21 protein-coding genes are annotated in these 21978 nt (G+C 68.5%); 8 read left to right on the top strand and 13 right to left on the bottom strand.

All coding sequences use genetic code 11. From position 1 onward, the window contains the following. Positions 1–2: 2 nt before the first annotated feature. From ACKTT0_RS08020 to ACKTT0_RS08010, 3 genes are read right to left on the bottom strand one after another with little or no spacing between them, the layout of a single operon-like run. Positions 3–818: an ABC transporter permease gene (locus ACKTT0_RS08020; RefSeq protein ID WP_407849416.1), complete on the bottom strand. Its 816-nt coding sequence runs from the start codon at positions 816–818 to the stop codon at positions 3–5. A 39-nt stretch (positions 819–857) separates the two neighbouring features. After that, on the bottom strand, positions 858–1868 hold the full coding sequence (locus ACKTT0_RS08015; protein ID WP_407849415.1) for an ABC transporter substrate-binding protein: 1011 nt from the start codon (positions 1866–1868) through the stop codon (positions 858–860). Continuing rightward, positions 1865–2908 carry a LacI family DNA-binding transcriptional regulator gene (locus ACKTT0_RS08010; protein WP_407849414.1) on the bottom strand — a complete coding sequence of 348 codons (1044 nt, stop codon included), beginning with the start codon at positions 2906–2908 and terminating at the stop codon, positions 1865–1867. Before ACKTT0_RS08010 ends, ACKTT0_RS08015 begins: the two co-directional genes overlap by 4 nt. 192 nt (positions 2909–3100) lie before the next feature. On the opposite strand from ACKTT0_RS08010, the gene ACKTT0_RS08005 reads away from it, so the two are divergent. Beyond that, positions 3101–4396, top strand: coding sequence for an amidase (locus tag ACKTT0_RS08005; RefSeq protein WP_407849413.1), 1296 nt, complete (start codon positions 3101–3103; stop codon positions 4394–4396). Between the two features lie 72 nt (positions 4397–4468). Here the strand turns inward: ACKTT0_RS08005 and leuA are convergent, their stop codons facing one another. Beyond that, positions 4469–6181 carry a 2-isopropylmalate synthase gene (leuA, locus tag ACKTT0_RS08000; protein ID WP_407852394.1) on the bottom strand — a complete coding sequence of 571 codons (1713 nt, stop codon included), beginning with the start codon at positions 6179–6181 and terminating at the stop codon, positions 4469–4471. A gap of 371 nt (positions 6182–6552) precedes the next feature. After that, entirely contained in the window at positions 6553–7206 is a 654-nt protein-coding gene (locus ACKTT0_RS07995; RefSeq protein ID WP_407849412.1) for a hypothetical protein, read from the bottom strand. Between the two features lie 16 nt (positions 7207–7222). Here ACKTT0_RS07995 and rpoN point away from each other — a divergent pair, with 16 nt between their 5' ends. Both rpoN and ACKTT0_RS07985 read left to right on the top strand, forming a co-directional pair. Further along, complete coding sequence (gene rpoN, locus ACKTT0_RS07990; RefSeq protein WP_472977666.1) at positions 7223–8638, top strand: RNA polymerase factor sigma-54; 1416 nt, start codon at positions 7223–7225, stop codon at positions 8636–8638. Between the two features lie 99 nt (positions 8639–8737). After that, entirely contained in the window at positions 8738–9016 is a 279-nt protein-coding gene (locus ACKTT0_RS07985; protein ID WP_028353787.1) for a (2Fe-2S)-binding protein, read from the top strand. A 22-nt stretch (positions 9017–9038) separates the two neighbouring features. Here the strand turns inward: ACKTT0_RS07985 and ACKTT0_RS07980 are convergent, their stop codons facing one another. Continuing rightward, complete coding sequence (locus ACKTT0_RS07980) at positions 9039–9890, bottom strand: LysR substrate-binding domain-containing protein (protein WP_407849410.1); 852 nt, start codon at positions 9888–9890, stop codon at positions 9039–9041. 132 nt (positions 9891–10022) lie between these two features. Between ACKTT0_RS07980 and ACKTT0_RS07975 the strand changes: the two genes are divergently transcribed. The 3 genes from ACKTT0_RS07975 to ACKTT0_RS07965 all read left to right on the top strand — a co-directional run bounded on the left by ACKTT0_RS07975 (position 10023) and on the right by ACKTT0_RS07965 (position 14037). Next, positions 10023–10949, top strand: a complete 927-nt coding sequence (locus ACKTT0_RS07975; protein ID WP_407849409.1) for a DMT family transporter — start codon at positions 10023–10025, stop codon at positions 10947–10949. Between the two features lie 342 nt (positions 10950–11291). Beyond that, the gene (gene bfr, locus ACKTT0_RS07970; protein ID WP_407849408.1) at positions 11292–11768 is read left to right on the top strand and encodes a bacterioferritin; all 477 of its coding nucleotides are present in this window, start codon (positions 11292–11294) and stop codon (positions 11766–11768) included. 181 nt (positions 11769–11949) lie between these two features. Further along, positions 11950–14037 (top strand): PhoX family protein, encoded by a 2088-nt coding sequence (locus ACKTT0_RS07965; protein WP_407849407.1) that lies wholly within the window; start codon positions 11950–11952, stop codon positions 14035–14037. Positions 14038–14121: 84 nt separating this feature from the next. On the opposite strand, the gene ACKTT0_RS07960 is transcribed toward ACKTT0_RS07965, so the two are convergent. The 7 genes from ACKTT0_RS07960 to ACKTT0_RS07930 form a co-directional block, all read right to left on the bottom strand. Next, a complete protein-coding gene (locus tag ACKTT0_RS07960; protein ID WP_407849406.1) occupies positions 14122–14988 on the bottom strand; it encodes a class I SAM-dependent methyltransferase in 867 nt (288 codons plus the stop codon). Between the two features lie 5 nt (positions 14989–14993). Continuing rightward, positions 14994–15341 (bottom strand): VOC family protein, encoded by a 348-nt coding sequence (locus ACKTT0_RS07955; RefSeq protein ID WP_407849405.1) that lies wholly within the window; start codon positions 15339–15341, stop codon positions 14994–14996. A 1-nt stretch (position 15342) separates the two neighbouring features. Further along, positions 15343–15519: a ribbon-helix-helix protein, CopG family gene (locus tag ACKTT0_RS07950; protein WP_407849404.1), complete on the bottom strand. Its 177-nt coding sequence runs from the start codon at positions 15517–15519 to the stop codon at positions 15343–15345. 109 nt (positions 15520–15628) lie between these two features. After that, positions 15629–16303: a hypothetical protein gene (locus ACKTT0_RS07945; protein WP_407849403.1), complete on the bottom strand. Its 675-nt coding sequence runs from the start codon at positions 16301–16303 to the stop codon at positions 15629–15631. 21 nt (positions 16304–16324) lie between these two features. After that, the gene (locus tag ACKTT0_RS07940) at positions 16325–17932 is read right to left on the bottom strand and encodes a peptide chain release factor 3 (RefSeq protein ID WP_407849402.1); all 1608 of its coding nucleotides are present in this window, start codon (positions 17930–17932) and stop codon (positions 16325–16327) included. 51 nt (positions 17933–17983) lie between these two features. After that, the gene (locus ACKTT0_RS07935; protein WP_407849401.1) at positions 17984–18613 is read right to left on the bottom strand and encodes a LysE family transporter; all 630 of its coding nucleotides are present in this window, start codon (positions 18611–18613) and stop codon (positions 17984–17986) included. A gap of 50 nt (positions 18614–18663) precedes the next feature. Next, positions 18664–20121: a DEAD/DEAH box helicase gene (locus ACKTT0_RS07930; protein WP_407849400.1), complete on the bottom strand. Its 1458-nt coding sequence runs from the start codon at positions 20119–20121 to the stop codon at positions 18664–18666. A gap of 321 nt (positions 20122–20442) precedes the next feature. On the opposite strand from ACKTT0_RS07930, the gene ACKTT0_RS07925 reads away from it, so the two are divergent. Further along, the gene (locus tag ACKTT0_RS07925) at positions 20443–21069 is read left to right on the top strand and encodes a LemA family protein (protein ID WP_038853286.1); all 627 of its coding nucleotides are present in this window, start codon (positions 20443–20445) and stop codon (positions 21067–21069) included. Positions 21070–21100: 31 nt separating this feature from the next. After that, positions 21101–21973 (top strand): TPM domain-containing protein, encoded by an 873-nt coding sequence (locus tag ACKTT0_RS07920; protein WP_407852393.1) that lies wholly within the window; start codon positions 21101–21103, stop codon positions 21971–21973. Positions 21974–21978 lie beyond the last annotated feature (5 nt).

Genomic DNA, 21978 nt, shown 5'->3' with positions numbered 1-21978 from the left:
TTCTATCCCGCCGCGCCGAGGCGCGCGCCGGCCAGGCTGTGCGCCACGTACAGCACGGCCCAGGTCGCCAGGCCGAGGACGATCGACAGCGCCGCGGCCACCGGGATATTGGCGTAGTTGGTGAATTCGTTGTAGATGGTGATGGGCAGCACGTCGATCTGGGTGGCCAGGGTGAAGGCAGTGCCGAACGCGCCCATGCTGGTGGCGAAGCTCATGGCGCCGGCGCCGATCAGCGCCGGCGCGAGCGCGGGCAGCTCGATATCCACGAAGCGCCGCCAGGGGCTGGCGCCCAGGGTGCGGGCCGCTTCCAGCAGGCTGGCGTCGATCTGTTCGGCCGCTGCCGCGATCACGCCGATACAGCGCGGCAACGAGAAGTACAAATAGCCCAGGAACAGTCCGCCCATGCCGTAGGCGAACACCAGACGGTCGCCGGCCAGCCACTCGGTGAGCGCGCTGACGAGGCCCTGGCGCCCGGCCAGCAGGATGATGAGGAAGCCCACCACCACGCCGGGGAACGCCAACGGGAACATCAGCAGCGACATCAGCAGGCGACGCCCGGGGAAATGCCGGTGCCAGGCCAGGAAGCGGCCCACCGGCAGCGCCGCCAGCAGGGTCGCCAGCGTCGCGGCCAGCGACAACGCTACCGTATTGAAGAGGCTGACCCAGTACTGCGAGCGGGTCAGCACCGTCAGGTAGGCCGACTGCCCATCCTTGCCTTGCGCGCCGACCAGCGCCAGGCCCGCCATCGGCAACAGCCAGAAGGCCAGGAACAGCGTCGCCGCGGGCGCGGCGAACCAGATCCATCCGCGACGCGCCATGTCAGCGCGCTCCGCGGGCGGCGACGGGCCGGCGCCGCATCAGTTCACCTCCTGCGCATAGCGCTGCGCGAACGCGCGCTGGCCGGCCGCCATTTTCACGTAGTCCACCGTGCCGACGCGCGCGTATTCCGACTCGGGCAGGAACTTCTGCTGGGCCTCGGCCGACATGGCCTCGGGTCGCACCGGGCGCAGGAAGGCGTTGGCCCAGATGGCCTGGCCCTGGTCCGACAGGGTGAAGTCCAGCACCCGCTTGCCGTTATCCGCGTGCGGGGCGTTGGCCACCAGGCTCATCACATAGGGCACGGCGATGGTGCCTTCGGCGGGGATCACGAATTCAATATTGCCGCCATCCTTGTATTTGCCGCGGTAGGCGTTGAAGTCGTAATCGATCAGGATGGGGATTTCACCCGACAGGACCCGCGCGTAAGCCGTCTGCTTCGGCACGATGGGACGGTTGGCGGACATTTTCTTGAACCAGTCCAGCGCCGGCCCGAAGTCCTCCAGCGTGCCGCCCATGGCGCGGTTGATGGCCACCGCGCCCACGTATCCCACGAACGCGGAGGCAGGGTCCAGGTAGCCCACCATGCCACGGTATTCCGGCTTGAGCAGGTCCGCCCAGGAGCGCGGCACCGGCTTGCCGCCCAGCGCGTCGACGTTGACCATCAAGCCCAGCGCGCCCGAGTGGATGGCGAACCACTTGCCGTCCGGGTCTTTCATGCCGGTGGGAATCTTGTCCCAGTGCTGCGGTTTGTAGGTCTGTACCAGGCCGTCCTGCGCGGCCTGGATGCCGAAGGTGACGCCGTAGTACACCACGTCGGCGACGGGGTTGTTCTTCTCGGCGGCGATCGAGGCCAGCGACTGGCCCGAGTTCTTGTTGTCGGCCGGTACCGTGATGCCGGTGGCCTGCTTGATGGCCTTGAGCTGCGTGCCCCAGTCGGCCCATTCGGGCGGGCAGTTGTAGCAGATGGCGTTCTGCGCCTGGGCGGCCGTCGCGGCCAGGGCCAGGCTCAGCGCCGCGGCGCGCAGCGCCAGGGAGAGGAGCGGTTTCATGATGAGCGTTTCCTTGTAGAGGGCGCGGGGGAAATGATGGCGGCCGCGGTGCCGCCGTCGATGATGCGATGCGGCAGCCGCACCGACGCCGGCGCATCGCCGCGCAGGCGGGCCAGCAGCAGCTCGCAGGCGGTCGCGCCGATCTGGCGGCTGGGCTGTTCGACAGTGCTGAGCGGCGGCACCATGAGGGCGCCGATGCCGATGCCGTCGAACCCGCATACGGCCAGGTCGTCCGGCACCCGCACGCCCAGCCCGGCCAGTTGCGCAATGACCGAGGCGGCCAGCAGGTCGTTGGAGCAGAACAGCGCGGTAGGGGCGTCGGCGCGCGCCAGCATGGCGCGCAGCAATGGCGCGCTGGATTCGGTATGGGCCGGCATGGGCAGGTGTTCGACGGGCTGCAGGCCGAGCGCCAGGGCACAGGCGCGCGCGCCCTGCAGGCGTCGCCGCGCGCGGTCGGAGGCCGGCAGCGGGCCGCTGACGAAGGCGATGCGCCGGTGTCCCAGGGCCGCCAGGCGCGCCACCATCTCATGGCCGGCCGCCTTGTTGTCCACCGAGACGAACGGATGCGCGCCGGACTCGTTGTACGCCAGGATGTGCGGCATGCCGGCCGCGTCCAGCGCGCGCAAGGTGGCGTTGCGCGCCGGATTGCCCACCGTGAGGATGAGGCCGTCGATCTGGTGGTCGATCAGCGCCTGTACCGAGGCGGATTCCACCGAAGGGTCATAGCCGGTGATGCCCATCATCACGCTGTAGCCGGCGGCGCGCGCATATTCTTCGGCGCCTTCGAAGCAATCGGCGAAGACCGGGTTGGACAGGGTCGGCAGCAGCAGGCCGATGGTGCGCGTGCGCCCGGCGCGCAGGCTGCGGCCCACGCGATTGGGACGAAAGCCGTTGCGCTGGGCGACGGCCTCGATGCGCGCCAGCGTCTCGGCGCGCAGCAGCCCGGGCTGGTTGAAGGCGCGCGACACGGTGGCCGGCGACACGCCGGCCTTGCGGGCGATCTCGAGTATCGACGGGCGGTGCGGCGGCTTCGTGGTCATGGCGGGTCACCCTTGAAAACGTTTTCATTCTAGGGGTAAAGCATGACATCCAGATTTCAAAAGATACGGTATCGTCATTTCATCGCGACGCCAACCAGAACAAGTGTTGCGGTGCCGCAAGCAGGCGGCAATGCCACCGTCGTCATTGCGGTGCACTATAGAAAGACGATGCTGCTACAGGGGAAGGAAACAATGGCTGTTGAACTGAATCGCTTGAGCGCCAGCCGCGCCGCGCAACTGCTGGCGCGCCGCGAGCTCAGCGCCGAACAACTGATGCGCGCGTGCTTTGCGCGCATCGAGCAGCGCGACGATGCGGTGCGGGCCTGGGTCGCGCTGGACAAGGCGCAGGCCCTGGCCCAGGCGCGCGAACAAGACCGCGCCGCGGTGCGCGGCGTGCTGCACGGGCTGCCGTTTGGCGTGAAGGACATCTTCGCCACCTGCGACCTGCCGACCCGCTACGGTTCGCCCATCTACGAGCACCACCGGCCGCCCCTGGACGCGGCCGCCGTAGCCGTCTGTCGCGCCGCCGGCGCCATCGTCGCCGGCAAGACCGTGACCACCGAGTTCGCGTCGTACCAGCCGGGGCCCACCCGCAATCCGCGCAACCCGGCCTACACGCCGGGCGGTTCTTCCAGCGGCTCGGCCGCCGCCGTGGCCGACGACATGGTGCCGTTCGCGCTGGGCACCCAGACCGCCGGGTCCATCATCCGGCCCGCCGCCTATTGCGGCGTGGTGGGCTACAAACCCAGTTTTGGACGCATCGCCCGCGCCGGCATGAAAAGCCTGGCCGATTCGCTCGACACCGTGGGCGGCCTGGCGCGCACCGTCGACGACGTGGCGCTGTTCGCGTCGGTGCTGATGCGCGAGCCGCGCCTGCGCGAACTGGACTACGACGACAAGCCGCGCATCGGCATGTACCGCACGCTCCAGTGGCGCCATACCGAGGCCGAGACGCGCGCGGCCTTCAGCGAAGCCGCCGGCGCGCTGTCGCGCGCCGGCGCCCGGGTCCACGAACTGGAATTGCCGGCCGATCTCTGCGCCCTGGTGCAGGTGCATGCCGACATCATGAGCTTCGAGGCGGCCCAGGCCCTGGCTTTCGAGCACAGCCGCCATGCGGCCCAGCTCAGCGGATCCCTGCGGGCCTTGCTGGAGGCCGGCGCGTCCATCGGCGCCGAGCAGCATGCCGCCAACCTCGAGCGCGCCGCGCAAGGGCGTGCGCACGTGGCGCAATGGTTCGAACAGTACGACATCCTGCTGGCGCCCAGCGCCAGCGGCGAGGCGCCCTTCTTCGACCAGGGCACGGGCGATCCGCAATTCTGCCGGGTATGGACCTTGTTCGGCCTGCCGTGCGTGCACCTGCCCTTCCATACGGGCCCGCAGGGCCTGCCAGTCGGCCTGCAAGCCGTGGGCCGCGCCGGCGACGACCATCGCACGTTGGCCATTGCGCGCTGGGTGTTGAACGTGCTGCGTCCGGGCGAGCACGGCTGAGTCCTCGCGCCGCCCGTCGGCCCCAAATAAAAAGGCCCGCCGGTAGGCGGGCCTGCGAGCCTGGGACGCGGATCACGCGGCCTGGGCGGTTTCGCTTTCGGACTGGACGTTGGCGCCGTTGGCCAGGTGCCGGTTCACGGCGCTGAGCACGGCCCGGAACGAGGCGGTGACGATGTCGCTGTCGATGCCCACGCCGAAGCCCGTGGCGGAATCGCCGACGCGCAATTCGACATAGCTGGCGGCGCGCGTGTCGGTGCCGGTGCCGATAGCGTGTTCGTGGTAGTCCATGATGCGCACCGGCACGTCCAGCGCCGCCACGAAGGCCGAGATGGCACCGTCGCCGGTGCCCGTCACCACGCGGCGCTCGCCGTTGTAGTCGAGCTCGACCTGGATGCTGAACTGCTTGCCTTGTCCGGCGGCGGGGTCGCCGTCGATGCGGTGGCGCACCAGTTTCCAGGGCGTGTGCTGTTCCAGGTATTCACGATTGAAAATGGTGTGTACGTCGTCCGCCGTGACTTCGCGCCCGGTTTCGTCGGTGACGCGCTGGATGGCGCGGCTGAATTCGATCTGCAGGCGGCGCGGCAGCACCAGGCCGTGTTCCTGTTCGAGCAGGTACGACACCCCGCCCTTGCCCGACTGGCTGTTGACGCGAATGACCGCATCGTAGCTGCGGCCCAGGTCGGCCGGGTCGATCGGCAGGTACGGCACTTCCCATACCGCGTCGGGCTTCTGCTGCGCAAAGCCCTTCTTGATGGCGTCCTGGTGCGAGCCGGAGAACGCGGTGAACACCAGGTCGCCGGCATACGGGTGGCGCGGATGCACGGGCAACTGGTTGCAGTACTCCGCGCAGCGGCGCACTTCGTCGATGTCGGAGAAATCCAGGCCCGGGTGCACGCCTTGCGTGTACAGGTTCAGCGCGAGCGTCACCAGGTCGACGTTGCCGGTGCGCTCGCCGCTACCGAACAGGCAGCCTTCGATGCGGTCGGCGCCCGCCATGACGGCGAATTCGGCGGCCGCCACGGCGGTGCCGCGGTCATTGTGCGGGTGCACGCTCAGCACGATGCTGTCGCGGCGCGCCAGGTTCTTGTGCATCCACTCGATCTGGTCGGCGTACAGGTTGGGGGTGGTGGCCTCGACGGTGGCCGGCAGGTTCAGCACCATCTTCTTCTGCGGCGTGGGCTGCCACACGTCGGCCACGGCGTTGGAGACTTCCAGGGCGAACTCGGGTTCGGTGGTGCTGAAGACCTCGGGCGAGTATTCATAGCGCCAGTCGGTCTCGGGATGCCGGGCCATGTATTGCTTGACCCACTGCGTGCCCGTGACCGCGATCTGCTTGATCTCGTCCTTGCTCATGTTGAAGACGACCTTGCGGAACGCCGGCGCACACGCGTTGTACAGGTGCACCATGGCTTGCCGGGCGCCGGCCGCCGCTTCGACAGTGCGGCTGATCAGGTCTTCGCGCGATTGGGTCAGCACGATGATGGTGACGTCGTCGGGAATGCGCTTCTCGTCCACCAGCTTGCGCACGAAGTCGAAATCCGTCTGCGACGCCGAGGGGAAGCCGACCTCGATTTCCTTGAAGCCGATCTTGACCAGCTGCTCGAAGAAACGCAGCTTGCGCTCGACGCTCATCGGTTCGATCAGCGACTGGTTGCCGTCGCGCAGGTCGGTGCTCATCCAGATGGGCGGCTGCGTAATGCGGCGGCTCGGCCAGGTGCGTTCGGAAAAGTCGCGGGCGAACGGCGCGAACGGTACGTATTTGGTGGCGGGGTTGGCAAGCATCAGTACACCTCGATCAATATTCCCGGCGGGTGGCGGGAGGAATTCCGGTTTCGGTTCCGGTGAGCCCTGTCCGCAGGCCGGGATAATGGTCCGGGGCCGTCAGCGGGCCATGGATGGGCCGGCTGGGGTCAAGCGATGAACAGGGAACAGGCTTGTGGCGAGCGTGGCTGCCGAGCTACCACAGGGCGCTAGGCCCGGCAACCGATCGGTAGGTATAGCGATAGCGCGATGAGGGAGAGGGACGCGCGCAGGCCGGCGCCCGGCGCGCTGAGGCGTCCGGAGGCAATCGCGAGGGGGAATCGGATATCGGCCATAAGCTGTAAGTCAAACACATTTTGGCCCGAAGCGCAACGGCCAGGGCCAGCCAGGGCGCCTTACAAATTGGGTTCGATGCGCGCCCCTGCCGGGCGGACATCGGGGCGGATGTCCGGCTGGACGGCGCCGGAAGGGGGCGCGGCGGGCCGGTTGGGGGCGGCTTCCGGGGCGCGCTGGGCCGGCGGATGGCCGTCCAGGATGTCGCCCTGCTGCCGCACCAGCTCCATCTTGCCGATGCGGCTGTGGCGCAATTCGGCCAGCGCCAGGCGCAGGTCGCCCAGGGTGAAGGGTTCGTCGCGGCTGCCCCAGACCCAGCGCAGCACCGCCGTGACGTCGTCCGACAGTTGCGAGCGCAGTTGCGCCAGTTCGGACGGCGGCACCGACCGGGCCCGGGTGGAGGCCACGTCGGAAGTCACCCAGGCGCGCACGATGAAGAATACGATGAGGGTCCAGATGACCACCACGCCCCACCAGACATAGGGGTTGATGCGCGCCAGGAAGTCGCTGGTCTGCTGGCCCAGGGCCTGCAGGCTGTCGAACGACAGGCCGCGCCCGAAGTCCAGCAGCCAGGAGGCGACCAGCAGCCAGATGATGGCGGCGACGATCAACACCACCGCCCGGATCAGCAGGCGAGGCAGCGCCAGTTTCAGCAGCGTCTGGCCGATCAGACGGCAATCTTGGCGGACACGTTCGGGCGAGGTGGGATTCATCATGCAAAATATTGTACCTATGACCAGGCCCGCGTTAGAACTCCGAACCGGTCAACATCTCGCGTTGACCCCCCAACTGCAGCAATCGATCCGGTTGCTGCAGCTTTCCACGCTGGACCTGCAGGCCGAGATCGACCAGGCGCTGGCCGACAATCCCATGCTCGAGCGCAGCGAGGAGCGCGCCGAGGCGGATCCCCATCCCGAGCGCGAAACCACGCTGGACGACGAACCCGCGCGCGAGGCCGAGGCGCGCGCCGATGAAATGCCCGGCGCCGGCGGCGTATACCCCGACGATCGCGCCGATGGCCCGGATACGGCGCGCAGCGAGACGCTGCGCGAACACCTGTTGGCCCAGCTGGGGCTGACGCGGGCCGGGCCGCGCGACGCCGCGCTGGTCGGGCTGCTGATCGACGAGCTCGACGAGAACGGCTACCTGGGCTCGCCGCTGGAGGAGATCCTGCAGTGGCTGCCGCCCGAAGCCGAGGCCGACCTGGACGAGCTGCGCGCCGCCCTGACCCTGCTGCAATCGTTCGATCCGCCGGGCATCGGCGCGCGCGACATGGCGGAGTGCCTGGTGTTGCAATTGCGCAACCCCGACCTGGCGCGCCTGCGCGAGGCGGCCGATCCGGCCGTGCTGGCCTGTGCGCGGCGGCTGTGCGCCGACCACCTGCCGCTGCTGGCGGCCGGCAACCTGGCGCGCCTGCGCGACGCGCTGCGCTGCGACGAGGCGACCGCGCGCGCCGCCCACGCCCTGATCCGCCGGCTCGACCCCCGCCCGGGCCGGGCGTGGACCGTGCCGGCGGCCGACTACGCCGTGCCGGACGTCATCGTGCGCAAGACGCGGCAGGGCTGGCAGGCGGTACTGAACAGCGCGGCCGTGCCGCGCCTGCAAGTCAATGGGCTGTATGCCCAGTTGCTGGGCAACCAGCGCGAGTCCAGCCATGCCGGGCTGCACGCGCAGCTGCAGCAGGCCCGCTGGATGATCCGCAACGTCGAGCAGCGGTTCGACACCATCCTGCGCGTGGCGCAGGTCATCGTGGCGCGCCAGTCGGCGTTTTTCAGCGAAGGGCCGGCGGCCATGCGGCCGCTCATCCTGAAAGACGTGGCCGGCGAACTGGGCCTGCACGAATCGACCATCTCGCGCGCGACTACCCAGAAGTACATGTTGACGCCGTTCGGCACCCTGGAGCTCAAGCGCTTCTTCGGCACCGGCGTGGCCACCGACGCCGGCGAGGTGGCATCGGCCACCGCGGTGCAGGCCTTCATCCGCCAACTTGTGGCCGACGAGGACCGCCGCAAGCCGCTGTCGGACAACCAGATCACCCAGCGGCTGGCCGACCAGGGCATCGTGATTGCGCGCCGCACGGTAGCCAAGTATCGCGAAGCCCTGCGGATCGCGCCGGCCAGCCTGCGCAAGACCCACGCCGCGCCCTGAATCGCAGGGCAATTTGTCCCTGATTTTCAAGCAGTTAGCTTGCCGGTGGGCGCGGGTGGGCGCTTGCTTTTATGAGAATAACTCACGATAATTATTCTCATGTACATTTGCGTATGTAATGCCGTCACTGAACGCCAGGTCCGCGCCTCCGTGGACGCCGGCGCCACGACGCTTTCCGACTTGCAGTTCGAGCTGGGCGTGGCCACGTGCTGCGGCTGCTGCGCAGCCACGGCCGAGGAATACCTGCCGGGCGGGCGCTGTTCCAGCGTCTGCAACGTTCAATCGGTGGCCATGGCCGTCAACCCGGGCGCAACCGTGGTCGAGGCCGACGCGCCCGCCGCCAACAGCTTCCCCATTCCCCTGGTCGCCGCGGCCTGAGCCCGCGGGCCACGCGGCGCGCTCAGCGCGCCGGCCCGATTTCCCTGTCGCAGAATTCTTTCACCGTGCGGGCCAGTGCGCGTGCCGCGGCCGAGGCCGCGCTGCCCGCGTAGAGCGCCAGCTCGGTCGGGGCGGCGCGCGGCAGCAGGTCGTCCAGCACGCGGTGTGACGGCGTGATGCAGCGGCGTTCCAGCAGGGCGATGCCGATGCCGCCTGCCAGCGCAGCCTGCAGGCCGGCCAGGTTGGGGCTTTCGTATGCCACGCGCCAGCGCCGTCCGACGCTTTCAAGGGCGTGGATGGCGCGATTGCGGTACAGGCAGCCCTGCGGGAACAGCACCAGGGGAATCGGGTCCGCCGCTTCCGGCTCCGCATCGCGCGGGCCGATCCAGTGCAGGTGTTCGGGCCAGGCCGCCATGCTCGGGCCGGCGCCGGGCTCGCGCTTGAGCAGCGCCACGTCCAGTTCCCCGCGCGCCAGGGCGCGCGCCAGCGCGTCGCTGAGGTCGCAGCGCACCGTCAGGCGCACTTGCGGATAGCGGCGGGCGAAGTTGGCGACCACTTCGGTCAGCCGGTCGACCGCGAACTCGTCGGGAATGCCCAGCCGCACCACCTCGACGCGCTGACGACCGCTGACGGTTTCGCGGATTTCGGTGGACAGCGCCAGCATGCGGCGCGCATAGCCCAGCAGGCGCTCGCCGTCTTCGGTGAGCCGTACCCGGCGGCCCTCGCGCACGAACAGCGCGCAGCCGAGCGCGTCCTCGAGCTTGCGGATTTGCTGGCTCACGGTGGACTGCGTGCGGTGCACGCGCTCGCCGGCCCGGGTGAAGCCCCCGGCGTCCACGACCGAGACGAAGCTGTGCAGCAGGTCCAGATCCATGCGCTCACTTTCCATTCGAATTTCAAATACTTTTGATCCAAATAAAGAATTTGTCAATGGGTTGGCCGCCGCGCAGAATGTCCTGGAAGGCCGGACGGACCGGCCAATGCACGCGAAACGGGAATGGCATCGATGAAAACGTGTACGGCCAGTGCGGGCGATCCGGCGGCATGGAGCGGGCCGGCGCCTGTTTCCGTCCTGGCGACCTGGGGGCCCATCGCGGTGTTCTGCCTGCTATGGAGCTCGGCATTCGCGGCGGCCAAGATTGCCGTGCAGGACTGTCCCCCGCTCACCCTGCTGGCCGTGCGTTTCCTGGTGGCCGGCGTCATCATGCTGGCCGTGGCGCGCGCTGCCGGCCAGTGGCGCATGCCGGGTTGGCGCGAGCTGGCGGGCCTGGTCGTGCTGGGCGCGCTGAACAACGCGCTTTACCTGGGGTTGAGCTGGTCGGGCATGACCACGGTGTCCTCCGCCTTCACTGCCGTGCTGATCAGCACCAACCCGCTGTTGATCGGCGTGCTGGCCGGCCCGGTGCTGGGTGAACGGCTGACCGGCCGGCGCCTGGCCGGCCTGTGCCTGGGGCTGGCCGGCGTCGCCATCGTGCTGCGTTCGCGCCTGTCGGGCGGCATGCCCGAAGACGCGCACGGCTCCTGGCTGGTGGCGGGGGCCCTGCTGGCGCTGGTGGCCGGCACCCTGCTGTACAAGCGCCTGCGTCCGGCCAGCGGGCTGTGGATGTCCACCGGCGTGCAGGCCGTTGCCGGCGCGGTAGTGCTGCTGCCGTTCGCGCTGTGGCAGGAAAGCCTGGCCGATGCGCGGCTGACGGCCAGCCTGCTGGGCAGCATGGCCTATATGGTGGTTGCCGTATCCATTGGCGGCTATTACCTGTGGTTCCTGATCCTGGGGCGGGCCAGCGCCACCTCGGCCAGCGCCCTGCACTTCCTGATGCCGCCGCTCGGGCTGCTGTTCGGCTGGGCGCTGCTGGGCGAGGCCGTGTCCTGGCAGGACCTGCTGGGCATCGTGCCGATCGCGCTGGGGATCTGGCTGGCGACGCGCGGGTCGTAATCCTGCGTTGCACTTCGCCAACGGTGCCGGTAGCTGCGGCCTGACGCGGAATGGCGCTTGGCGCGGCCGCCATCGCAGCCATCGTGCGCCATGGCGTGGCGGTTTTCTGGCGGCGCGTCGGCCGCCGGGCCTTGCAGCACGTGCCGTCGCATGCGGCCTATCCAACACGCAAACTCATTCTCATTTGATTGTCGCTTTGCGATCATGCTCGCAAAGCCATTTATCAAATACGCCGCCGATCTAGCCGCAGCCCCCGCGCGGTGTTAGCCTGCGATCGTTGCATGCGCCATATCGCGTGCGCATGTTCGCGCGCGCCGCGCACCGGATCGCAAGGAGTTCATCATGAAAGGCGACAAAACCGTCATCCAGTTCCTGAACAAACAACTGACCAACGAACTGACGGCCATCAACCAGTATTTCCTGCATGCCCGCATCCTGGGTCATTGGGGCCTGAAGAAGCTGGGCAAGCACGAGTACGAGGAATCGATCGGCGAAATGAAGCATGCCGACCGCCTGATCGAACGCATCCTGATGCTCGACGGCCTGCCCAACCTGCAGGACCTGCACAAGCTGCTCATTGGCGAGGACGTGCCGGAGATCCTGTCCTGTGACCTGAAACTCGAACAGGGCGCCCAGGCCACCGTGAAGGAAGCCATCGCGCATTGCGAGTCGGTACGCGACTACGTGTCGCGCGACCTGTTCCAGGACATCCTGGACGACACCGAAGAACACATCGACTACCTCGAGACCCAGATCGAACTGGTCGGCAAGGTCGGCTTGCAGAATTACCTGCAAAGCCAGATGGAAGTCGAAAGCTGAACCCGCTGCCGCCGCCCGCGGCGGCGCGATCCCGGTTCGACCTGTCCTGGCCCGCCCGCGCGGGCCTTTTTCATGCTTCTTGACACGCGGTTGTCATTGCCACGCAACCTGGCTTCGCGAACATTTCGACCAGCCCCCGCTTGCCAGAGGGGTCGTCCACTATTCGCGAACAGGAAGAACCATGACCGACCACGACGATATCCCGTCGAATCCGACGGCGACAGCCCATTTCAACGACATCGTGCGGCGCGCCTTATCGCGCCGTGGCTTCTTGAAAGCCGGCCTGGGCGCGGGCGCGGTCGGCTTCATGGGCACCAGCCTGACGGCCTGTGGCAGCGGCAGCGACGATGACGACGACGATGCCGGCCCCGGCGATGGCGGCAATCCGCCGCCGCAGCCGGTGAACATGGGATTCAAGGCGGTGCCCATCAGCGTCGCCGATACCGTGACCGTGCCGGAAGGCTATGCCTGGGCGGTCATCAACCGCTGGGGCGACAAGCTGCACGCCAATTCGCCCGCCTTTCGCGCCGATGCCGGCAATACGGGCGACGAGCAGGCCCTGCAGATCGGCTACAACCACGACGGGATGCATTTCTTCCCGATCGACGGCACCAACAGCACCTCGGGCAGCAGCGATGAAGGCCTGATGGTGACCAATCACGAATACATTACCCCGCACTATTTCTTCCCGCTGGGCGTGGAGCCCGGCAATGCCGAGTGGACCCTCGACTGGGTGCGCAAATCGCAGCACGCGCAGGGCGTGTCGGTGATCCACATGCGCCGCAACGGCAACCAGTGGGAGCCCGTGCTGGACTCGCCCTTCAACCGCAGCATCAATGGCACCACCGCCATGCAGCTGGTCGGGCCGGCGGCCGGCAGCCGCCTGACGCGCACCACCGCCGACGCCGCCGGCACGCGCGTATTCGGCACTTTCGGCAACTGCGGCAACGGCTACACGCTGTGGAACACCTACCTGACCTGTGAAGAGAACTTCACCGACTACTTCGGCGTCGGCACCAAGGACGCATCCACCGTCGACTATCCCGATGCGGAATTCCAGGCCCACATGGAACGCTACAAGGGCAGCGGCAAGACCGCGAGCGGATCGTACCGCTGGGATACGCACGACACGCGTTTTGACTGGTCCGAAGAGCCGAACGAATACAACCGCTTCGGCTGGGTGGTGGAGATCGACCCGTTCGATCCCAATTCCACGCCCAAGAAGCTGACCGCCCTGGGCCGCTTCAAGCACGAGAATGCCGCCATGTCGCTGGCCGACGACGGTCGCGTGGTGGTGTACATGGGCGACGACCAGGTCAGCGAATACGTGTACAAGTTCGTGTCCGACGGCAAGTACGACCCGGCCACGCCGGCGCTCAACCGCCTGCTGCTGGACCGCGGCACCCTGTACGTGGCGCGCTTCCTGGCCGGCGACACCCAGGGCGACGCCATGGGCACCGGCGAGTGGGTGCCCCTGAAGCTGGACACGCCCGCCTTGGCGGGCGGCACCCTGGGCGACCTGTTCAACCAGGACATGGGCGAATTGCTGGTCAAGACCCGCCAGGCGGCCGACGCGGTGGGCGCCACGCCCATGGACCGCCCCGAATGGGTGGCCGTGCACCCCGCCACGCGCGAGGTGTACGTGACCATGACCAACAACAGCAGCCGCGGCAGCGGCAAGGCGCGCTACCCCGGCGGCCCCAACCACCCGGGCGCCGACGAGGCCAATCCGCGCGAGGACAATATCTACGGCCAGATCGTGCGCTGGCGCGAGCAGGGCGGCAACCCCACGGCCTTGAGCTTCGAGTGGGACATCTTCGTGCTGGCCGGCAACCCCACGCTGTACGACAAGGCCGATCCCCGCAGCGGCTCGGACAATGTCACGGTGGACAACACCTTCAACAGCCCCGATGGCCTGGCGTTCGACCCGCGCGGCCTGCTGTGGATCGAGACCGACGGGAATTATTCCAATGCCGACGAGTACGCCGGGCAGGGCCACAACCAGATGCTGGTGGCCAACCCGGCGACGCGCGAGATCCGCCGCTTCATGACCGGGCCGGTGGGCTGCGAGGTGACCGGCATTACCTGGACGCCGGACCAGAAGTTCCTGTTCATCAACATCCAGCACCCCGGCGAAGGCCCCGGCGTGGCGTCCGCCCAGGCCGACCCGCTGCAGGCTTCCACGTGGCCCGACGGCGCGCAGGCCAGCCGGCCGCGCCCGGCGACGGTGGTGATCTGGAAGGAAGACGGCGGCGTCATCGGTACGTAACGCGCGGTCGCCGCGCAGGCGTGCCGCGCGCGGCCGCCACGGGCGGGGATGTCCGGCTCCGGCCGGCCAGCCCCACGTGGCGGGTCATGCCTGCGCCACGAGCAGCTCTTCCGCGTTGTCGGGCGGACGCAGGCCGTCCGCGCGGCCCTGGAAATAGCGCGCGGCGAGTTCGGCCGCGGGCACGTGCCGCGCCGTGCCGAAGCCGGCCGCGCGCGCCATGGCGAGGATATCGGCCGGGGCGAAGAAACTGAGGAACGGCGTGCCGCTGGCGCGCGCGCCCTGGTGGGCCATTTCGAGGCCCGGGCGCACCTCCGGACCCGCCAGTTCCAGCGGCAGCAGGAACGTCATGGCGAATACCGATCCCGGCGCGAAGGCCGCCACATGGCGCAAGGTGGCCGCATTGGCTTCCCGGGTGAGATACATGCTCACGCCGGTGGATGCCACGATGGCCGGCTTGGCGCGATCGAAGCCGGCGCCCGCCAGGGCGTCCCACCAGGTTTCTCCCGCTTCGAAGTCGACCGGCACGAAGCGCAACCAGCCGGGCAGGCCGAATCCCAGTTCCTGCAGGCGCCGGCGCTTCCATGCCTGCGGCCCTGGGCGGTCGATCTCGAATATTTTCAGCCGGGAGGCGAGCTCGGGCCTGCGCTGCGCGAAACTGTCCAGGCCGGCGCCGAGGATGACGTACTGGTCGAGTCCGCGGCCGGCCTGCTCCGCCACCAGGTCTTCGATGAAGCGGGCGCGCGCCACGATGGAGGCGCGGAATGGACGCGTGAACTGCGTGTCCATGTCGCCGCGGCTGCGCCAGTTGTCGTCGGGCGCCAGCAGCGCCAGGCCGACGCGGTCTTCCAGGACATGCGGCGGCGCATCGGCCTCGCTGTGCAGGGCGCGCCACAGCGCCACACGCGCGGCCGTGCTGTCGGGCGCATCGCCTTGCCGGGGGTCGCTGCCCATGGCCGTCACTCCGTGGCGGGTTGCTGCGCCTGCAGGCGCCAGATGCGGCCGTCCGGGTCGCGCACGGTCATCTCGCGGGTGCCCCAATGGGTGTCTTCGAAGGGCGTGACGACCTCGACGATGGGGTCCGGCCGGACCTGGTCGTCCGGCGCCTTGAGGACGAGGTGCGCCTCGGGCGCCTGGCTGGCCGGGACCTCGGCAATGAACAGGTAGGGGCCGTCGCCGTTGCGCAATTGCCCGGAGTGGTGGTCGGTCTCGAATTCCAGGCTGAAGCCCAGCGCCTGGAAGAACTTGGCGGACTTGCCCCAGTTGTGCGTCGTCAGGAAGACGGCTTCGATGCCTTCGGTTTTCATGTCATTGCTCCTCTGCGGATGATTGCGACTCGCGCTTGTGCGCATCGAGATAGGCGCGCAGCGCGTCGGCGACGAGGGCGGAGAGCGATAGTTCCGCTTCGATCGCGTGATGCTTGACCTGCCGGATCAGCCCGACCGGCAGGTACACGTTGAATTGCTTGACTTCATCATTGGCCATGTCGGTTCTGGGTGCTAATTTGCTAGCATACTAGCAACGATGCCGTCGCCCCGTCAACCAGGGCCCGCCGGGCGGGCGGAATGGTCCTAAGCGGACGGAGCGGTCGTGGTCAGTCGGGCCGGCGCGGGCATTCCGCGATGGTGCCCCAGGCGCGATTGGGCTCGCAATACCTGTTGCGGGCGTTCCAGGAACAGGTGGGGCGCTGGAAGAAGCCGGCGTCGGCGCAGCGCGCCAGTTCACGGCGCAGGGCATCGCGCCAGCCGCTATTGTTGCTGGCGGGCGCGGGAGCCTGGGCCACGGCGACAGGCGGGTTGACCGTGTAGGCCTGCTGGTTGGGCGGCGGCACGGCGGTGGTGGTGGGCGGCAGGGCCTGGAGGTCGAGCGTGGTGACGTCGGACGGCCCCGATGGCAGGGGGACTTCCGAAGCCGCCGCCAGGTCGCGCGCTTCGTCCATGGTGATGTTGTCGCGCGAGATGCGCACGGACGGGTCGGTGGTGGTCTCGAACAGCGACACCGTGGGCACCGTCCAGGCCTGGCCCCCGGGCTTGTCGGGCACGCCCAGCGTGCCGTCGACGCGCGGCTGCGGCGGCTGCGCCACGTAAGGCTTGCCATTGGCGTCCAGCACGGGTTCCTGGGACACCAGGCTTTCCTGGCCCGGCGCGGCCGAGGCTTTCGGCGCGTGCGCCACCAGCCAGTCGCCCAGTTGAATTCCGCCCCACGCTGCCGCGCCGAGCGCCAACAGAAGCGTTGCGAACAATACACGCCAAGACATTGCTACCCTCATCTTTGGGCGGCCCCGCCCAGCCTATGCATGGCTTCCGAAGACCTGGCCGCCGTGCTCGCGCATGGCGTGGAATTTCACATCCGGATACAGGTCTTCGGCCACGCGCAACTGCGCGGGCGAACCAATCAAAAAAGCCGCCGCATCAACCACATCATAGGCGATGTGCGCAGCATTGGCATCCATGAACTTGCGCAGCGCGCGCGGGTTCTCGGAGGTGATCCAGCGCGCCATGGTGTAGCGCGACGGCAACATGCGGGCCTCGACTCCGTATTCGGTCTTCAGGCGGTGCGCCACGACCTCGAACTGGAGCTGGCCCACCGCGCCCAGCAGCAGCGTGCCGCCGGCCGCCTCGGGGCGGAACACCTGGATGGCACCCTCTTCGCCCAGTTGCGTCAGGCCGATGCGCAGCTGCTTGGTGCGCAAGGGATCTTTGACTTCCACCGCCTGGAAGAGTTCGGGCGCGAAGAACGGCAGGCCGGTGAAGCGCAGGCTTTCGCCTTCGGTGAGCACGTCGCCCAGCTGCAGCACGCCGTGGTTGGGGATGCCGATGACATCGCCCGCGTAGGCCTCGTCGAGCAGCTCGCGGCGCTGCGACAGGAACGACACGACGTTGTTGGGGCGCATCTCCTTGTTGGTGCGGGCCACCTTCAGGCGCATGCCGCGTTCGAAGCGTCCCGAACTCACCCGCACGAAGGCCACGCGGTCGCGGTGGGCCGGATCCATGTTGGCCTGCACCTTGAACACGACGCCGGTGAACTTGGGCTCCTGCGGCTCGACCAGGCGTTCCAGCGCCTGGCGCGGGCCGGGAGGCGGCGCCTGCTCGACCAGGGCGTCCAGCACTTCCTGCACGCCGAAGTTGTTGATCGCCGAGCCGAAAAACACCGGGGTCTGCTTGCCGGCCAGGAACGCGTCGCGGTCGAACGGGGGCGCGGCTTCCTGGATGAGCTCGATCTCGCCATTGGCCTGCTCGAAGGCCGAGCCGAAGCGCTGGGCGATTTCCGGGTTGTCCAGGCCGTCGATGATGTCGTCGTCGTCCGAGCGGCGCTCCTGCCCGGGGCGGAATACCCGCATGCGGTTGCGCCGGATGTCGAACACGCCGCCGAAGGCCTTGCCCATGCCCACGGGCCAGGAGAACGGTACCGCGTCCATGCCCAGGTGCCCTTCGATCTCGGACAGCAGGTCGAGCGGCTCGCGCACCTCGCGGTCCATCTTGTTGATGAACGTGATGATGGGGGTGTTGCGCGCGCGGCACACCTGCAGCAGGCGGATGGTCTGCGGCTCGACGCCGTTGGCGGCGTCGATGACCATCAGCGCCGCGTCCACGGCGGTCAGCACGCGGTAGGTGTCTTCGGAGAAGTCCTGGTGGCCCGGGGTGTCGAGCAGGTTGATGACGCAGTCGCGGTATTCCATCTGCATCACCGACGAGGCCACCGAAATGCCGCGCTGCTTTTCGATTTCCATCCAGTCCGACGAGGCGTGGCGCGACGCCTTGCGCGCCTTGACGCTGCCAGCGATCTGGATGGCGCCCGCGAACAGCAGCAGCTTCTCGGTAAGCGTGGTCTTGCCGGCGTCGGGGTGGGAGATGATGGCGAACGTGCGTCGCCGGGCGACTTCTTGGGAAATATTCATGGTTGATGCGATTTTACCGGCGCGCGCGTGGCGCGCCGGCGCCGGGTGCCCTTACGCCTGGCGGCGGAAAGTGGCCAGGAAAACGCCCGCCAGGATGAACAGCGAGCCGAAAATACGGTTCATCCAGCGGATGTGGCGCGCGTCGCGCAGCAGGCGCAGCACTTTGGCGGCCAGCAGCGTGTATACGCCCATGGCCACCAGGTCGGTGAAGACCAGCGTTCCCGCCAGCGCCGCGTACTGCGGCGTGAGCGCGTGGGCGGGGTCCACGAATTGCGGCACCACCGCCAGCAGGAACACCGTGCCCTTGGGGTTCATGAGGTTCACCAGGATGCCGCGCACGACCAGTTCGCGCACCGAGAAGTGCGCGGGGTTGCCGGCATCCACCGCGACCGGGGCGGCGTCGGTGCGGATCTGGCGCACTCCCAGGTACACCAGGTAGGCCACGCCCAGGTACTTCACCACTGCGAAGGCAATCTCGGAGGTGGCCAGCACCGCGCCCAGGCCCACCGCCACGATCACGAACTGGGCCAGGATGCCCAGGATCAGCCCGGCCGTGTTCCAGTAGCCGCGCGCGAAGCCGTACTTCAGGCCCGAGGTCATGGCCGAGATGGCGCCCGCGCCCGGCGAGAAGGAGATGGCCCAGGAGGCCACGAAGAAGGTCAGCCAGGTCGAGAGGGTCATGTCGGTCTCAGGGGCGGCGCGCCGCCGGTGGGTGGAACGGGATACGAATATTACTTGCCCAGCAGCGCCGCGCGGGGAGCGCCGGCGGGGCGGCCCGATCCCCGGTTGGCGCCGTCGGCGCCGCGCGACACTTGCGCTTGCCCACGGTTGTCGGCGCGATGGCCGCCGGCCGGGCGGTCGCCGCGCGCCGGCTGCGCCTGGCGCTGGCCGGCCGGCCGCGCTGCGGCGCCCTGGCGCGGCGCCTGCCCGGGACGGCCCTGGCGTTCGCCGCCATTGCCGCGCGGCGCGCCGTGGCGGCGCGGCTGGCGGGTGTCTTCCTCGCGCTCCTGGCGTTCGTAGGCGGTGGCGCTGCTGCCGGCCGGCGGGGTCCAGCCCTGCACCGGCTTGCGCTCGATGGTCTTGCCGATCAGGCGCTCGATGCCCTTGAGCAGTTTGATCTCGCTGCTGTCGACCAGCGACACGGCCGCCCCGGTGGCGCCGGCGCGGCCGGTGCGGCCGATGCGGTGGACGTAGTCTTCCGGCACGTTGGGCAGCTCGAAATTCACCACTTGCGGCAGTTGGTCGATATCCAGGCCGCGCGCGGCGATGTCGGTGGCCACCAGCACGGCGACATTGCCGTCCTTGAAGCCCGACAGGGCGCGCGTGCGCGCCGCCTGGCTCTTGTTGCCATGGATGGCGGCGGCGCTCAGGCCGTCTTTCACCAGCTTCTCGGCCAGGCGGTTGGCGCCGTGCTTGGTGCGGGTGAACACCAGCACCTGGTGCCAGCCGCTTTCGCGGATGATATGGCTGATGAGGTCGCGCTTGTGGTGCTGCTCGACCAGGTGCACGGTCTGCGTGACCAGTTCGGTGGCGGTATTGCGCGGCGTGACCGAGACTTCGCCCGGATTGTTCAGCACGCCGCGCGCCAGGCTGCGGATCTCGTCCGAGAAGGTGGCCGAGAACAGCAGGTTCTGGCGCTGCTTGGGCAGCAGGGCCAGCACCTTGCGGATATCGCGGATGAAGCCCATGTCGAGCATGCGGTCGGCTTCGTCCAGCACCAGGATCTCGACACCGGACAGGTCGACGGTTTTCTGGCCGCAGTGATCCAGCAGGCGGCCGGGCGTGGCCACCAGGATGTCCAGCGGCTTCTTCAGGGCGCTGATCTGCGGGTTGATGTTGACGCCGCCGAACATCACCATGGACGTCAGGGGCGTGTGCTTGCCGTAGGTCTGCACCGATTCGGCCACCTGGGCGGTGAGCTCGCGGGTGGGGGTTAGGATCAGGCAGCGCGGGCGGCCCGGCTTCTTCAGGGCGGGCTTGCGCTGCATCAGCAGATGCAGGATGGGCAGCGTGAAGCCGGCGGTCTTGCCGGTGCCGGTCTGGGCGGCGGCCAGCAGGTCGCCGCCCTTGAGGACTTGCGGGATGGCCTGGGCCTGGATGGGAGTGGGCGCGGTATAGCCGGTATCGGCGATGGCGCGCAAGAGGGGATCGGCCAGACCGAGGTCGGCGAAAGAAACAGTGGCAGTCAAAACAACTCCAGCGGCAGCCTGTCGCTCAAGTTGAGAGACTCCAATCCAGGCGTACGAGTGAGGAGAAAAGGAATGGCCCGAAACCGGGCCTGGCGTGGCGGCGATGCGCCAGCGAACGTGTGCCGATTGGCTAGACACACTGCGCGCATTGTAGCGCATGCCTACCTGGTTGGGCGGTGCCGCATCGCGTAACAATAGATAGAGCGCGTTACATCGCCGCCTGGGCAAACCCGCCCCGACCTGCTGTAATGGCGGCACTCCCGCACCGCGCCAAGGGGCGCGGCGACGGGCGCCATGTTCCAGGACAGGAATCACGACACCATGAACATATCCCGCTGGCTGGGTCTTTCTTTGATCGCCATGGTCACCGCGCTGCTGTCGGGCTGCGGCTACAACAGCATCCAGGCCGCCGACGAGCAGGTCAAGGCGGCCTGGTCCGAGGTCTTGAACCAATACCAGCGGCGCGCCGACCTGGTGCCCCAGCTGGTGAAGGCGGTGGACGCCTACATGACGCACGAGCGCGATGTGCTGACGCAAGTCACCGAGGCGCGCAGCAAGGTCGGCAGCGTGCAGATCACCGCCGACCAGCTGGAAGACCCGGCCGCCGTGCAGCGCTTCCAGGAGGCCCAGGGCCAGCTCACGTCCGCCCTGTCGCGCCTGATCGCGGTGTCGGAGAACTATCCGCAGCTCAAGGCCGACGGCCTGTTCCGCGACCTGCAGGTGCAGCTCGAAGGCACCGAGAACCGCATTTCCGTGGCGCGCGGCCGCTATGTGCAGTCGGTCCAGGCATACAACGTGCTGGTGCGGCAGTTTCCGGGCGTGATCACGGCCAAGATATTCGGCTATGCCCCCAAGGCCAATTTTGGCGTCGCGGACGAGGCGGCTATTTCCCGGCCGCCGGAGATTCGTTTCAGCAATGATGCAAGTGCTCCCAAGCCGGCCCAGTAGCCGGCAGGCGGCCCCGCGGCGCGGGGTGCGCATGTGGCTGGCCGGCCTGCTGTTGCTGGCGCTCGGCCTGCTGGCCGGCGCTCCGGCAGGCGCCCAGCCGGCTCCCCCGGCCGCCGTGCCGACCCTGCAGGCGCGCGTCACCGACACGACCGGCACGCTCGACGCGGCGCGCCGCCAAGCCCTGGAGCAGCGGCTGGCGGCGCTGGAACAGCGCAAGGGGGCCCAGGTGGCGGTCCTGATGGTGCCCACCACGGCGCCGGACACCATCGAGCAATACGCTACCCGCGTATTCGACCAATGGAAGCTCGGGCGCAAGAATACCGATGATGGCGTGCTGCTGGTCGTGGCCAAGGACGACCGCGCCTTGCGCATCGAAGTGGGCTACGGGCTGGAGGGCGCCATTCCCGACGCAATGGCCGGCCGCATCATTCGCGAGCAGATCGTGCCGCGCCTGCAGGCGGGCGACTTCGGCGGCGGTATCGAAGCCGGCGTCGCCGCCATCGAGAAGCTGATCGACGGCGAACCCTTGCCGGCGCCGGCACCGCAGGCCGACGGCGGCGACCAGGGAGAGGAGAACTGGCCGTTCTTCCTCATGCTGGGGGCGTTCATGCTGGGCCTGCCGGCCATCGTGGCGGGGCTGGCCGCTGCGGCGGCGTCGTGGATGGTGTTCGGCACCTGGTGGGCGGCCCTGCTGGGCGGCGTCGGCGGTTTCGCCATCAGCGGGCTGCTGGGCGTGCTGGGCATCAAGCGCCGCTTGCTGAACTCGGCGCGCCGCGGCGGCCGGGGTGGCGGCGGTTTCGGCGGCGGCTTTGGCGGCGGCCGTGGCGGCGGCTTCGGTGGCGGTGGTGGTTTCGGCGGCGGTGGCGGCCGCAGCGGCGGCGGCGGCGCGTCCGGCCGGTGGTAGCCGGA

The sequence above is a fragment of the Bordetella saccharivorans genome (assembly GCF_045862855.1).
Classification (GTDB): Bacteria; Pseudomonadota; Gammaproteobacteria; order Burkholderiales; family Burkholderiaceae_B; genus Bordetella_A; species Bordetella_A petrii_F.
This window is presented reverse-complemented; position numbering and strand designations above follow the sequence as displayed.